13 protein-coding genes are annotated in these 14,213 nt (G+C 73.9%); 10 read left to right on the forward strand and 3 right to left on the reverse strand.

The window, feature by feature from the left end; translation table 11 throughout:
- The first annotated feature begins 51 nt into the window (after positions 1–51).
- The 9 genes from PKC53_RS03455 (at position 52) to PKC53_RS03495 (ending at position 8,739) form a co-directional block, all read left to right on the forward strand.
- Positions 52–945 carry a universal stress protein gene (locus PKC53_RS03455; protein ID WP_324426346.1) on the forward strand — a complete coding sequence of 298 codons (894 nt, stop codon included), beginning with the start codon at positions 52–54 and terminating at the stop codon, positions 943–945.
- Complete coding sequence (locus tag PKC53_RS03460; RefSeq protein ID WP_324426349.1) at positions 945–2,279, forward strand: DASS family sodium-coupled anion symporter; 1,335 nt, start codon at positions 945–947, stop codon at positions 2,277–2,279. The genes PKC53_RS03455 and PKC53_RS03460 overlap by 1 nt, the downstream gene beginning before the upstream one ends.
- A 120-nt stretch (positions 2,280–2,399) precedes the next feature.
- Positions 2,400–2,750 (forward strand): HPF/RaiA family ribosome-associated protein, encoded by a 351-nt coding sequence (locus PKC53_RS03465; RefSeq protein WP_324426351.1) that lies wholly within the window; start codon positions 2,400–2,402, stop codon positions 2,748–2,750.
- Positions 2,751–2,884: 134 nt separating this feature from the next.
- On the forward strand, positions 2,885–4,669 hold the full coding sequence (acsA, locus tag PKC53_RS03470) for an acetate--CoA ligase (protein ID WP_324426353.1): 1,785 nt from the start codon (positions 2,885–2,887) through the stop codon (positions 4,667–4,669).
- A gap of 112 nt (positions 4,670–4,781) precedes the next feature.
- Positions 4,782–5,114 (forward strand): DUF1508 domain-containing protein, encoded by a 333-nt coding sequence (locus PKC53_RS03475; RefSeq protein ID WP_324426355.1) that lies wholly within the window; start codon positions 4,782–4,784, stop codon positions 5,112–5,114.
- 43 nt (positions 5,115–5,157) lie between these two features.
- The gene (gene pdhA, locus PKC53_RS03480; RefSeq protein WP_324426357.1) at positions 5,158–6,156 is read left to right on the forward strand and encodes a pyruvate dehydrogenase (acetyl-transferring) E1 component subunit alpha; all 999 of its coding nucleotides are present in this window, start codon (positions 5,158–5,160) and stop codon (positions 6,154–6,156) included.
- Between the two features lie 70 nt (positions 6,157–6,226).
- The gene (locus PKC53_RS03485; protein WP_324426358.1) at positions 6,227–7,219 is read left to right on the forward strand and encodes an alpha-ketoacid dehydrogenase subunit beta; all 993 of its coding nucleotides are present in this window, start codon (positions 6,227–6,229) and stop codon (positions 7,217–7,219) included.
- A 9-nt stretch (positions 7,220–7,228) separates the two neighbouring features.
- Positions 7,229–8,485, forward strand: coding sequence for a dihydrolipoamide acetyltransferase family protein (locus PKC53_RS03490; protein ID WP_324426360.1), 1,257 nt, complete (start codon positions 7,229–7,231; stop codon positions 8,483–8,485).
- 17 nt (positions 8,486–8,502) lie between these two features.
- Positions 8,503–8,739 (forward strand): acyl carrier protein, encoded by a 237-nt coding sequence (locus PKC53_RS03495; protein ID WP_324426362.1) that lies wholly within the window; start codon positions 8,503–8,505, stop codon positions 8,737–8,739.
- Between the two features lie 104 nt (positions 8,740–8,843).
- Here the strand turns inward: PKC53_RS03495 and PKC53_RS03500 are convergent, their stop codons facing one another.
- Entirely contained in the window at positions 8,844–9,746 is a 903-nt protein-coding gene (locus PKC53_RS03500) for a universal stress protein (RefSeq protein ID WP_324426364.1), read from the reverse strand.
- Positions 9,747–9,820: 74 nt separating this feature from the next.
- Positions 9,821–10,888 (reverse strand): sodium:calcium antiporter, encoded by a 1,068-nt coding sequence (locus tag PKC53_RS03505; protein WP_324426366.1) that lies wholly within the window; start codon positions 10,886–10,888, stop codon positions 9,821–9,823.
- A 132-nt stretch (positions 10,889–11,020) separates the two neighbouring features.
- On the opposite strand from PKC53_RS03505, the gene PKC53_RS03510 reads away from it, so the two are divergent.
- Entirely contained in the window at positions 11,021–13,759 is a 2,739-nt protein-coding gene (locus PKC53_RS03510) for a cation-transporting P-type ATPase (RefSeq protein ID WP_324426368.1), read from the forward strand.
- Positions 13,760–13,773: 14 nt separating this feature from the next.
- On the opposite strand, the gene PKC53_RS03515 is transcribed toward PKC53_RS03510, so the two are convergent.
- On the reverse strand, positions 13,774–14,133 hold the full coding sequence (locus tag PKC53_RS03515) for a hypothetical protein (protein ID WP_324426370.1): 360 nt from the start codon (positions 14,131–14,133) through the stop codon (positions 13,774–13,776).
- Positions 14,134–14,213 lie beyond the last annotated feature (80 nt).

Consider the following 14,213-nt stretch of genomic DNA (forward strand, 5'->3'; position numbering starts at 1 on the left):
GCGCCTGGCGCGGCCGCCACACGGCGGCCCTCGCGACCGGAGACCGGCGCCGTGAGCGCCCTCGCCTCGATCCTCGCGGGCACCGACTTCTCGGCGCCCTCGCGCCACGCCGCCGACCGCGCCGCGCGGCTGGCGCACGAGACCGGCGCGACGCTGACGCTGATGCACACGCTGCCGGGCACGGCGCTGAGCGAGCTGCGCCAGTGGCTGGGCGCGCAGCCCGCGGCCGAGCAGCAGCTGGTCGAGCGCGCGCGCGAGCAGCTGCACCAGCTCGCCGGCGAGCTGGCGACCGGCCGCCGCGCGAGCGTGCAGCCGCTGCTGGCCAGCGGCAGCCCGATCGACGAGATCGTGCGCCAGGCCGACGCGCAGGACGCGGACCTGCTGGTGCTCGGCGCGCGCGGCACCGGTTTCCTGCGTCGGCTGCTGCTGGGCACCACGTCGGAGCGGCTGCTCGGGCGCACGACGCGTCCCTTGCTGGTGGTGCGCCAGTCGCCGCACGAACCGTACCGCCGGGTGCTCGTCGCGCTGGACTTCTCGCCGTGGTCGGCGCAGGCGGTGGGCCTGGCGCGGCGCGTCGCCCCGCACGCGCAGCTGGTGCTGCTCAGCGCGTTCCAGGTGCCGTTCGGGGAGAAGCTGCAGTTCGCCGGCGTGGACGCCGCGACGATCGAGCTGTACCGCAGCCAGGCCCGCACCGGGGCGACGCAGCGGCTGCACGCGCTGGCACAGGCCGCGGGCCTCAAGCCGATGCAGTACGACGCGTGCATCGTCGAGGGCGACGCGTCGCAGCGCATCGTCGAGCAGGAGCAGGAGCTCGACTGCGACCTCGTCGTGCTCGGCAAGCACGGCCAGTCCGCCGCCGAGGACCTGCTGCTGGGCAGCGTGACCAAGCACGTGCTCGCCGAGGGCGCCAACGACGTGCTGGTGTCGACAGGCCGAACCGCGTGATGCACCCCGCGCTGCGCGCGCTCGCGTGCGTCGCGCTGGCCGCCGTGGTGCATGCCGCAGTGCCGCCGCCCGATGCGCTGCGCGCCGGGCTGGCGCTGTTCGTGCTGATCGGCGGGCTGTGGATGACGCAGGCGCTGCACCTGAGCGTGACCGCGCTGCTGGTGCCGCTGCTGGCGGTGCTCGCCGGGCTGATGAACGTGCGCGACGCGCTGGCGTCGTTCGCCAACCCGATCATCTTCCTGTTCCTCGGCGGCTTCGCGCTGGCCGCGGCGCTGCAGCGCCACGACCTGGATCGCGCGCTGGCCGCCGCGGTGCTGCGCGCCGCGGGCGGGCGGCGCACGCGCGCGGTGCTGCTGCTGTTCGCGCTGACCGCGGCGCTGTCGATGTGGATCAGCAACACCGCCACCGCGGCGATGATGCTGCCGCTGGCCCTCGGCCTGCTGCACGGCGACGAAGGCGTCGGGCCGCGCGAGCGCGCCTTCGTGCTGCTCGGGCTGGCGTACAGCGCGAGCATCGGCGGCATCGGCACGCTGGTGGGCAGCCCGCCGAACGCGATCGCCGCGGCGCAGGCGGGCATCGACTTCGCCGGCTGGCTGCGCATCGGGCTGCCGATGGTCGTGCTGCTCGGCCCGCTGATGGTCGGCGTGCTGTGGCTGGTGCTGCGCCCGCGGCTGGCCGGGGCGATGGCGCCGGCCCCGACGTCGGCGGCGATCGAGTGGACCCGCGAACGCCGACTGGCGGTGGCGATCTTCGCGTTCACCGCGCTGGCCTGGGTCGGCGGCGCGCCGCTGGGACGCTGGCTGGGCGTGGGCGGCGACATCGACAGCCTGGTCGCGATCGCGGCGATCGTCGCGCTGGTGGCCACCGGCGTGCTGCGCTGGCCCGACATCGAGCAGCGCACCGAGTGGGGCGTGCTGCTGCTGTTCGGCGGCGGACTCGCGCTGAGCCAGGTGATGGGCTCGAGCGGCGCGAGCCGCTACCTCGCCGACCAGCTCGTCGCGGCGCTGCACGCGGCGCCGACGCTGGTGCTGCTGCTCGGCGTCGTGACCTTCGTCGTGTTCCTCACCGAGCTCGTCAGCAACACCGCCAGCGCCGCGCTGCTGGTGCCGATCTTCATTGGCGTCGCCGGCGCTCTGGGGCTGCCGCCGACGCTGATGGCCGCGGCGATCGCGGTCGGCGCGTCGTGCGCCTTCATGCTGCCGGTGGCCACGCCGCCGAACGCGATCGTCTTCGGCACCGGCGCGGTGCCGGCGGCGACGATGATGCGCTGCGGTCTGGCGCTGAACTTCGTGTGCATCGTGGTGATCACCGCGGTGGTCTCGCTGCTGGCCTGAACCGCGCCGCGCCGAAGGCAGCGGCGCTGCGACGACAATGCGCGCCGACGCGACCCGGCGGCGGCGGCGGAACCGCCGCGCCGCCGCCGGGTCGCACGCGCTTCAACCACGAGGACCCGCATGCAGATCCAGCTCAACACCGACGACCACGTGCAAGGCGCCGACTCGCTCGCCGCCTGGGCCGAACGCGAACTGAAGGACAAGCTGGCGCGCTTTCGCGACCACATCACCCGCGTCGAGGTGCACCTGAGCGACGTCAACGCGTCGCGCGTCGGCGGCGACGACAAGCGCTGCAAGCTCGAGGCGCGGCTGGCCGGCCGCCAGCCGGTGACGGTGAGCCACGACGCCGACAAGGTCGCCGACGCGTTGCACGGCGCCGCGGCCCGGCTCGTCCGGGCGCTCGAGAACGACCTGGGCCGCGCGCGCGACGCGCGCGGCCGCGACTCGATCCGCGGCGAGCCGACCGGCTGAGCGCATTCCGGTCACCGGCGCGGAGCTTGACCCGCATCAACCCGGTCGACGCCCGAGTCGCGATCATGGATATCCGTCGCGGCACCTGCAGCAGGCGCGGCGACGCGGTCCCAGGCGACGACAAGGGCGGTCGAATGAACGGGCAGACGCACACCGACACACGCATCCCGGCGCGCATCGTCAAGCAGGTGCAGGCGATGCGCGTGCGCCCGCACCTCGACGACTACGACGCGGTGTGCGCCGGTTTCGACTGGGCGCAGGCGCGCGCGCTGCTCGACGGCCTGCCCGGCGGCGGGCTGAACATCGCGCACGAGGCGGTCGACCGCCACCTCGGCACGCCGCGCGAAGGCCGCGTCGCGATCCGCTGGATCGGCAAGGCCGGCGCGCGGCGCGAGCTGACCTACCGCGACCTCGCACGGGCGACGAACCGCTTCGCCAACGCGCTGCGCACGCTGGGCGTGCAGCCGGGCGAGCGCGTGTTCGTGCTGATGGGGCGGCTGCCCGAGCTGTACGTCGCGCTGCTCGGCGCGCTGAAGGCCGGCTGCGTGGTCACGCCGCTGTTCTCGGCGTTCGGCCCGGAGCCGATCGCCACGCGCTGCGAGATGGGCGACGCGCGCGTGCTGGTGACCACGCCCGAGCTGTACAGGCGCAAGGTCGAGGCGCTGCGCGCGCGCCTGCCCGGGCTGAAGCACGTGCTCGTCGTCGGCGACGGCGACGCGCCGGGCGTGCGGCGCTGGGCCGACGTCGTCGACACCGCGTCCGACGCCTTCGCCACCGTGCCCACCGACGCCGAGACGATGAGCCTGCTGCACTTCACCAGCGGCACCACCGGCCGGCCCAAGGGCGCGGTGCACGTGCACGGCGCGGTGCTGATGCACGCGGTGACCGGGCGCTACGCGCTCGACCTGCACGACGACGACGTGTTCTGGTGCACCGCCGACCCGGGCTGGGTCACCGGTACCAGCTACGGCGTGATCGCGCCGCTGGTCAACGGCGTGACCAACGTCGTCGTCGAGGCCGAGTTCGACGCGCCGACCTGGTACTCGGTGCTCGAGCGCGAGCGCATCAGCGTGTGGTACACGGCGCCCACCGCGATCCGCATGATGATGAAGCTCGGCACCGAGGCGCTCGCCGGGCGCGACCTGTCGGCGTTGCGCTTCATGGCCAGCGTCGGCGAGCCGCTGAACCCCGAGGCCGTGGTCTGGGGGCTCGAGGCCTTCGCGCTGCCGTTCCACGACAACTGGTGGCAGACCGAGACCGGCGGCATCATGGTGTCGAACTACGCGGCGATGGACATCAAGCCCGGCTCGATGGGCAAGCCGCTGCCGGGCATCGAGGCCGCGATCGCGACGCGCAACGCGCAAGGCGGCGTCGAACGGGTCACCACGCCCGGCACCGAGGGCGAGCTGGTGCTGCGCACGCCGTGGCCGTCGATGATGCGCGGCTACCTGCACGAGGACGAGCGCTACCGCAAGTGCTTCGCCGACGGCTGGTACTTCACCGGCGACCTCGCCAGGCGCGACGCCGACGGCTACTTCTGGTTCGTCGGCCGCGCCGACGACGTGATCAAGTCGTCGGGCCACCTGATCGGGCCGTTCGAGGTCGAGAGCGCGCTGATGGAGCACCCGGCGGTGGCCGAGGCCGGCGTCATCGGCATCCCCGACCCGATGGCCGGCGAGGTGGTCAAGGCCTTCGTCGCGCTCAAGCCCGGCTTCGAACCCGGCGAGGCGCTCGAACGCGAACTGCTCGGCCACGCACGCAAGCGCCTGGGCGCCGCGGTGGCACCGAAGTCGATCGCCTTCCGCGCCAACCTGCCGAAGACGCGCAGCGGCAAAATCATGCGCCGGCTGCTGAAGGCACGCGAACTCGGGCTGCCCGAGGGCGACCTGTCGACGCTCGAGTCCGACGAACGCAAGTGAGGCGCATCGCCGCCGGCGGCGGCGCGTTGCCGCTAACCTCGACCCCGCGCCGCCGCCCCCCGGCCGGCGCACTTCCCACCCCTTCGATGTCAACACCCCAAGGAGCGCGACGATGGCAGGCTGGTACGAACTGAACAAGAGCAGCGACGGGCAGTTCCGCTTTTCGCTGAAGAACGACGGCGGCGACACGCTGCTGGTCAGCGAGGGCTACAAGGCCAAGGCCTCGGCCGAGAGCGGCATCGCCTCGGTGCGCGCCAACTGCGGCGACGACGCACGCTACGAGAAGAAGACCGCCGCCGGCGGCAAGGCCTTCTTCAACCTCAAGGCGGCCAACCACCAGGTGGTGGGCACCAGCCCGATGTTCGCCACCGACGCGGCGCGCGACGCGGCGATCGCGTCGGCCAAGGCCTGCGGCGCGTCGACCACGGTCAGGGACAACGCGTGATCCCCGCGACCGTGCGGCCCGCGCACGCCGGAAGGGTCGTCGCGTGAGCGAGAAGATCCACCTCGACCGCGCGCATCTGCACCACCTGTGGCGGCAGATGCTGCGCATCCGCCGCTTCGAGGCCAAGTGCGTCGAGCTGTACCAGGCGCAGAAGATCCGCGGCTTCCTGCACCTGTACGACGGCGAGGAGGCGGTGGCGGTGGGCGTCGCCAGCGCGATGGACCCGGCCCGCGACGCGGTCGTCGCGACCTACCGCGAGCACGGCCAGGCGCTGGCGCACGGCGTGCCGATGGCGCCGCTGATGGCCGAGATGCTCGGCAAGGCCGAGGGCTGCTGCCGCGGCCGCGGCGGCTCGATGCACCTGTTCGACCGCTCGCGACGTTTCTACGGCGGCAACGCGATCGTCGGCGGCGGGCTGCCGCTGGCCGCCGGCATCGCGATGGCCGACAAGCAGCTGCGCGCCGGCGCGATCACCGCCTGCTTCTTCGGCGAGGGCGCGGTCGGCGAAGGGGTGTTCCACGAGACGCTGAACCTGGCCGAGCTGTGGCGGCTGCCGGTGCTGTTCGTCTGCGAGAACAACCTCTACGCGATGGGCGTGCCGCTGGAGGACAGCGAGGTCGAGACCGACATCTGGCGCAAGGCCAGGGCCTACCGCATGGGTGCCGAGCAGGTCGACGGCATGGACCCGGTGCAGGTCGAGGCGGCGGCGCGCCGCGCCGTGGCGTCGATCCGCGCCGGCCAGGGCCCGTACTTCCTCGAGGCGCGCACCTACCGCTTCCGCGCGCACTCGATGTTCGACACGCAGGCCTACCGCACGCGCGGCGAGATCGAGGGCTGGAAGCACCTCGACCCGATCGAGCGGCTGCGCGCGTGGATGGTGGCCAACCACCAGCTGACCGACGCCGAGGCGGCGGCAATCGAGGCGGAGGTCGCCGCCGAGATCGACGCCGCGGTCGCGTTCGCCGAGGCCGGAACGCTCGAGCCGATCGGCGAGCTCGAGCGCTTCGTGCTGATGGACGCGGTCGTGCAGGAGGTGGCATGAGCGCCGCAAGGCCGCCCGGCAGACGCTCGCTGCCTCGCGGGCGGACGGCGCGCAGCGCCGAGGGGGCATCATGAACGCGCCGCTGCGCATGACCTACCGCGAAGCCTGCCGGCAGGCGATCCGCGACGCGCTGGCCGCCGACCCGCGCTGCTTCGTGATGGGCGAGGACGTGGGCAAGTACGGCGGCTGCTACGCGGTCACCAAGGGCCTGCTCGAGGAGTTCGGCCCCGAGCGCGTCGTCGACACGCCGCTGGCCGAGAACGGCTTCACCGGCCTGGGCATCGGCGCGGCGATCGCCGGGCTGCGGCCGATCGTCGAGATCATGACCTGCAACTTCAGCCTGCTCGCGCTGGACCAGATCATGAACAACGCGGCGACGCTGCCGCACATGACCGGCGGCCAGTTCGCGGTGCCCGTCGTGATCCGCATGGCCACCGGCGGCGGGCGGCAGCTCGCGGCGCAGCACTCGCACAGCCTCGAGGGCTGGTTCGCACACATCCCGGGGCTGAAGGTCGCGGTGCCGGGCACCGTCGAGGACGCGCGCCACATGCTGGCCGCGGCGCTGGCCGACCCGAACCCGGTGCTGATCTTCGAGCACATCGTGCTCTACAACGTCGAAGGCGAGCTCGACCCGGCGGTGACCGCGGTCGACCTCGAGCGTGCCAAGGTGCGCCGCGCCGGCAGGGACGTCACGCTGGTGACCTACGGCAACAGCCTGCCGAAGTGCCTGACCGCCGCCGACGCGCTCGCCAGGGACGGCATCGACGCCGAGGTGATCGACCTGCGCGTGCTGCGCCCGCTCGACATGGCCACCGTCACCGCGTCGGTGACGCGCACGCGGCGCGTGGTGATCGTCGACGAGGGTTGGAAGAGCGGATCGATCTCGGCCGAGATCGCCGCGCGGCTGGCCGAGGACGCGCTGTACGAGCTCGACGCGCCGGTGCGGCGCGTGTGCAGCCTCGAGGTGCCGGTGCCGTACGCGGCGCACCTCGAAGACGCCGCGCTGCCCAGCGTCGAGCGCGTCGTCGCCGCGGTGCGCGCCGTCGTGCCGACGCGACCCTGAGGAGGCGCGATGGCCGACTTCACGATGCCGGCGCTCGGCGCCGACATGGAAACCGGCAAGGTCGTCGAGTGGCTGGTCAAACCGGGCGACCGCGTCAAGCCGGGCGACGTCGTCGCGGTGGTCGAGACGCACAAGGGGGCGATCGACGTCGAGTGCTTCCTCGACGGCACGATCGACGCGCTGGCGCCGGTCGGCGAGGCGCTGCCGGTGGGCGCGGTGCTGGCACAGGTGCGCGCGCCGGGACAGACCGTGGCGACGCCCGCCCCACCGTTGCCGCAGGCAGCCGCAGCGGTGCCGCCCGCGACCCCTGCGCGCGCGCCGGCGCCCGCCGTGATGCCCGCGCAGGCGCCGGCCCCGCCAGCGGCGATGCCGCCCCCGCCACCTGCGGCGCCGCCGGCCGCTGGCGCGACGCGAGCCCGGGTCAGCCCGGCGGCACGCCGCCGTGCGGCCGACCTGGGCATCGACGCCGACTCGCTGCACGGCACCGGCGTCGACGGCGCGGTGACGCTGGCCGACGTCGAGCTCGCCGCCGCGCAGCCGCGTCCGAAGGCCGCCTCGCCGGCGCCACCGTCCGCGCCACGCGTGCCCAAGGGCGGCTTCGACGCGGCGCTGATGCGCCAGGCCATCGCCGCGGCGATGGGCAAGTCCAAGCGCGAGATCCCGCACTACTACCTGGCGACGACGATCGACTTCGCCGCCGCGCAGGCCTGGCTCGACGCCTACAACGCCGAGCGCGACCCCGCCGAGCGGCTGCTGCCGGCGACGCTGCTGCTCAAGGCCAGCGCGAAGGCGCTGGTCAAGGTGCCGCAGCTCAACGGATTCTGGGAGGGCGACGCGTTCCGCCCCGGCGCCGGCATCCACCTCGGCTGGGCGATCGCGCTGCGCGGCGGCGGGCTGGTGGCGCCGGCGATCCACCACGCCGACCGCAAGACGCTGCCCGAGCTGATGGCGGCGCTGCGCGACCTGGTGCAGCGCGCGCGCGCCGGCGGCTTGCGCAGCAGCGAGCTGACCGACCCGACCATCACGGTGACCAGCCTGGGCGACCGCGGCGCCGAGAGCGTGCTCGGCGTGATCTACCCGCCGCAGGTGGCGATCGTCGGCTTCGGCCGCGTCGTCGAGCGACCGTGGGTGGTCGACGGCCGCGTCGTGCCCCGGCCGCTGGTGGCCGCGACGCTGGCCGGCGACCACCGCGCCAGCGACGGCCATCTCGGCGGCGCGCTGCTCGCCGCGATCGACCGCGCGCTGCAGTCCCCCGACACCCTGTGACCCCGAAGGCGACGACGATGACCGACTCCGAGATCCGCGCCCTGGCCGCCGACGCGCTGGCCGGCATCGCCCCCGAGGCCGACCTGTCGACGGTCGGCGACGACGAGGACCTGCGCGAGGCGCTCGACCTCGACTCGATGGACTTCCTGAACTTCGTCATCGCGCTGTCGCAGAAGACCGGCCGCAAGATCCCCGAGGCCGACACGCCGAGGCTGTACACGATGAAGGGGCTGGTGGACTACCTCGGCGGCTGAGCGCCGCGGGCCCGCGCGCCGGTTCGACGACCGACGCCGCAAGACGCCGCCTGACGTGACACGCCCCGGCGACGCCGAGGGCGCCTCGAACGAGGCCCTCGCCTTCAGTGCGACATCAGCACCGGCACCGTCATCGAGTGCAGCAGCGTGCGCGTGACGCCGCCGAGCATCAGTTCCCACGCGCGGCTGTGGCCGTAGCCGCCCATCACGATCAGGTCGGCGCCGGAGTCGGCCGCGTGCGACAGCAGCGCCTCGGCCACCGGCGCGTCGGGTGTCCACGGCCGGCGCATGCGCTCGCCGATCGACGGCTCGCGCGTCAGCCGCACCGTCGCGGAGGCGGTGACGCCGTGGCGCTTCAGGTGCGCGACCACCGCGTCGAGCGGCTCGGGCTGCGGCTCCTCGTCGGGGTGCGGCGCGTGGCCGAAGCGCACCAGTTCGACGCGCTGCGCGCGCGCCAGCAGCGGTAACGCATCGCGCAGCGCGCGCGCGCTCTCGCGCTTGTCGGCCCACGCCACCAGCACGCGCTCGCCGCAGCTCGCGCGCTGCCCCGGCAGCGCCTGCCCCCAGTCGACGTAGGGAACGAACAGCAGCGGGCAGCCGGCGCCCATCAGCAGCCGCCCGGCCAGCCCGCCGTGCACGCCGTCGGGCTGCTTCGGGTCGTGCTGGCCGAGCACCAGCAGGTCGGCGGCGTGCGCCGCGTGCAGCAGGCCGGCCAGCGGGTCGCCGCGCACCACCTGCAGCGGCACGTCGATGCCGAGCTCGCGTGCCGTCGCCTGCACCAGCGCGGTGGCCGCGTCGCGCCGCGCCTGCTCGGCCTCGAGCGTGAGCTGCGCGGCGATCGTCGACGCCTCGGGGGTCAGGTACGCGCCGGTGGGCGCCGGCTCGACCGCGTAGATGGCGTCGAGTTCGGCGTCGTGGGTCGCCGCGAGCGCGGCGCCGAGCCGCAGCACCTCGCTCGAGCGCGGGCTGTCGTTGACGTGCACCAGGATGCGTCGAAGCTCGCTCATCGTCGTTTCCTTCGTCGGACCGCTGGCGGACATGTTAGTCCCTCGTTGCCCGCGCCAGGCGCGCCGCGCCCGGTTCACCCGGCGTACAGCGCGACCGCCGCGACGTTGAGCGCGTACAGCGCGACCAGCCCGATGCTGACCCAGCCCACGGCGCGCAGCAGGCGGCCCTGCGGCCGGTAGTACAGGCCGACGACGGCCAGCCCGGTCATCGCCACGGCGAAGCCGGCCGTCGTCGCGTGCGCGACGGACACCTCGGCCAGCAGCGAGGCACCGGGGTGGAACAGGTCGTCGACGGCGAGGATGGCGACGTTGAACAGGTTGCTGCCCAGCAGGTTGCCGATGGCCATGTCGAGCGCGCCGATGCGCACCGCCGACACGGTGACCGCCATCTCGGGCAGCGTCGTCACCGCCGACACGAACACGGTGCCCACGAAGCTGCGGCTCCAGCCCATCGTCTGCGCGATCTCGGTGGCGACGAAGGGCAGGCGCATGCCCGCCAGCAGCACGACGAGCGCGGCGATCGCGAAGCGCAGCACGTGCCCGGCGACGCGGGCACGGGCACGGTCGTCGACGCGGGCACGGGCGCGGTCGGCGACGCGCGCGGCGCCACCGGACTGCGTGTCGCGCTCGTGCAGGAACACGGCGCGCACGGCGACGACGTACAGCGCCAGCAGCAGCGGCGTCGACGCGCCGATGCCCGGCATCACGGCCTGCAGCCACGCGGGCGGCCCGCCGGCGCGCTGCGCCGCGTGACCGAGCAGGATCGCGACGCCGACGAGGCCGAACATCATCGCGCCGAACGCGCCGGCGAGGATGTGGCTCTGGCTGGCCTGGCGGTACAGCGGGTTGCCGCGCACCAGCAGGTCGACGACGGCGAGGAACGCCAGGTTCAGCACGCACGCGCCCAGCGCATTGCCCACCGCCACGTTCGGCGCCTGCGCCACCGTCACCGCCGTGATGCCGGTGGCCAGCTCGGGCAGCGACGTGACGGTGGCCACCAGCGCGACGCCGACCCAGGTGCGCGACAGGCCGAGCGCCTCGGCGATCGCGTCGGCCTCGCGCGTGAGGCGATAGCCGCCCACGCCGATCAGCAGCGCCAGCAGCGCGAACTGCAGCCAGGCCCACGCGAGCGGCCCGATCACGGGCGGCTCCACGCGCGGGCGGTCGGACTTCCGATGGGCACGCGCGCAGCGTAACCGCTCGGCCGCGCCCGCCGTGCGGGAACCGGGCAGCGGCGCCGGCGTCTACCCGGGGCTGATACCCTGCGCCGACGCATGAATCCACGATCCGAATCGCCCCGCGCCGAGGCGGCGACGCCCGCCTGGCACGCGCTCGGTGCCGACGAGGCACTGCGCGCGCTCGACGCCCGGCTGCACGGACTGACGCAGGCCCAGGCGCGCGAGCGGCTGGCGCGTCACGGCCCGAACCGGCTGGCCGAGGTCAAGCCGCCCGGTGCCTGGGTGCGGCTGGCGCGGCAGTTCGACAACCTGCTGCTGTACGTGCTGATGGCCGCGGCCGCGGTCACCGCGCTGATGGGCCACTGGGTCGACACCGGGGTGATCGCCGCGGTGGTGGTGCTCAACGCGGTGATCGGCTTCGTGCAGGAGGGCAAGGCCGAGAAGGCGCTGCAGGCGATCCGCCACCTGCTGTCGCCGCACGCGGTGGTGCTGCGCGACGGCAGGCAGCACGACATCGACGCCGCCGACCTGGTGCCCGGCGACGTCGTGCTGCTCGCGTCGGGCGACAGCCTGCCGGCCGACGTGCGGCTGCTGCAGGCGCGCAACCTGCGCGTCGACGAGTCGGCGCTGACCGGCGAGTCGGTGCCGGTGGACAAGCGCGTCGAGCCGGTGGCGGCCGACGCCGCGATCGGCGACCGCCTGTGCATGGGTTACGCCGGCACGCTGGTCACGCAGGGGCAGGCGCGCGCCGTCGTCGTGGCCACCGGCGCGGCCACGGAGATCGGGCGCATCGGCAAGATGCTCGAGTCGGTCGAACAGGGCAAGACGCCGCTGCTGCAGAAGATGGAAGGCGTGGGCCGCCTGCTCACGTTCGTGATCCTCGGCGTCGCGGCGGCGCTGTTCGCGTTCGGCACCGCGGTGCGCGGCATGCCGGCCGGCGAGGTGTTCATGGCCGCGGTGGGCCTGGCGGTGGCGGCGATCCCCGAGGGGCTGCCGGCGATCATGACGATCACGCTGGCGATCGGCGTGCAGCGCATGGCGCAGCGCCACGCCGTCATCCGCCGGCTGCCCGCCGTCGAGACGCTGGGTTCGGTGACGGTGATCTGCTCGGACAAGACCGGCACGCTCACGCGCAACGAGATGACGGTGCAGCAGGTCGTGCTGGCCGGCGGCCGCGTCGACGTCGACGGTGCCGGCTACGCGCCCGACGGCGCGCTCAGGCGGGGCGACGAGGTGCTCGACCCGGCCGCCCTCACGCAGCGTGCCCCGGCGCTGGCGGCGCTCGTCGAGGTGGCGGCGCTGTGCAACGACGCCAGCGTGCACGAGGCCGACGGCCGCTGGACGCTGGCCGGCGACCCCACCGAGGGCGCGCTGCTGACGCTGGCGATGAAGGCCGGGCAGAACCCGGCCGAGCTGAAGGTCGAGCGGGCGCGGCTCGACGTGATCCCGTTCGAGTCGCAGCACCGCTTCATGGCCACGCTGCACGCCACCGACGGCGACGCGACGGTCGCGCTGGTCAAGGGCGCGCCGGAGCGCGTGCTGGACATGTGCACGACGCAGCTCGCCGACGACGGCGCGGCGCAGCCGCTCGACGCGGGGCGCTGGCACGCCGAGGTCGAGGCGCAGGCCAAGGCGGGCCGCCGCGTGCTCGCGCTGGCGCGGCGCGGCTTTGCCGCCGGGAAGGAAGACCTCGACCACGCCGACGTCGCGCAGGGCCTGACGCTGCTCGGCCTGGTGGGCATCATCGACCCGCCGCGCGACGAGGCGATCCGCGCGGTCGCGCGGTGCCGCGACGCGGGCATCCGCGTGACGATGATCACCGGCGACCACGGCGTGACCGCCAGCGCGATCGCCGCACAGCTGGGCATGGGCGACGCGCTGAAGGCCGTCACCGGCCCCGAGCTCGAGGCGATGGACGACGCCGCGATGCGCGAGGCGGTGCGCGACGTGCGCGTGTTCGCGCGCGCCAGCCCCGAGCACAAGCTGCGCCTGGTGCGCGCGCTCAAGGCCAACGGCGAGATCGTCGCGATGACCGGCGACGGCGTCAATGACGCGCCGGCGCTCAAGCAGGCCGACGTCGGCGTCGCGATGGGCATGAAGGGCACCGAGGCGGCCAAGCAGGCCGGCGCCATCGTGCTCGCCGACGACAACTTCGCGTCGATCGCGCACGCCGTCGAGGAAGGCCGCACCGTCTACGACAACCTGAAGAAGACCGTGACCTTCCTGCTGCCGATCAACGGCGGCGAGTCGATGGCGCTGCTGGTGGCGGTGCTCGCGGGCGTCGCGCTGCCGATCGCGCCGGCGCAGATCCTGTGGGTGAACATGGTGTCGTCGGTGGCGCTGGCGATGGTGCTGGCCTTCGAGCCGACCGAACCCGACGTGATGCGGCGCCCGCCACGCCCGGTCCGCGAGCCGATGCTGTCGCGCTTCCTGGTGTGGCGCATCGTGTTCGTCTCGGCGCTGTTCCTGGCCGGCATCTTCGGCATGTTCGAGTGGGCGCTGTGGCACGGCGCCAGCGTCGACGCGGCGCGCACGGTGGCCGTCAACACGCTGGTGTGCATGGAGGTGTTCTACCTGTTCAGCGTGCGCTACCTGAAGGCGCCGTCGTTCACGTGGCAGGGCGTCAAGGGCACGCCACGCGTGCTCGCCGCGGTGGCCGGCGTGTTCGTGTTGCAGCTGGCGTTCACCTACGCGCCGTTCATGCAGACGCTGTTCCGCACCGAGGCGCTGCCGCTGGCCACCGGCGCGGTGATCGTCGTCGCGGGCGTGGTGCTGCTCGTGGTGCTCGAGGTCGAGAAGGCGCTGCTGCGCCGCCTCGGCGCGCTGCGCGCCTGAGCGCGGCACGCGGTTCAGGTCAGGCGCCTGAACACCAGGTGCACGACGACCGGTTCCCCGTCGTGCGCCAGTGCATGGCGCTGGCTTTCGATCTCGGTGCCGCCGTGCGCGGCCAGCGCCTGGATCTCGCGCGCGGCCGCGTCGTAGACGAAGGGGTTCTCCAGCCACGTGCCGGCCGACGGCAGTTCGGCGACGTGCAGCAACTGCAGCGTGAACGCGTCGGCCTGCGTCGGCAGCACCTTGACGCGCAGCGCCTCGGCGTCGGGGCCTTCCACGCTGCCACCGCCGCAGGCGGCGAGCAGTACGGCGATCGCGCCGCCCAGCAGCAGGCGGCGCAGCGAGTTCGGGACGATCGTGGTGAGGGTCTTGTTCATGGTCGTGTCGTCGCGGTGGAAGCCATGCAGTGTTCAGGTCCCGTGTGACGGTGCCGTGACCGCCGCCGCTGTCGACGAGC

Source organism: Azohydromonas sp. (assembly GCF_035325925.1).
GTDB lineage: Bacteria > Pseudomonadota > Gammaproteobacteria > Burkholderiales > Burkholderiaceae_C > Calidifontimicrobium.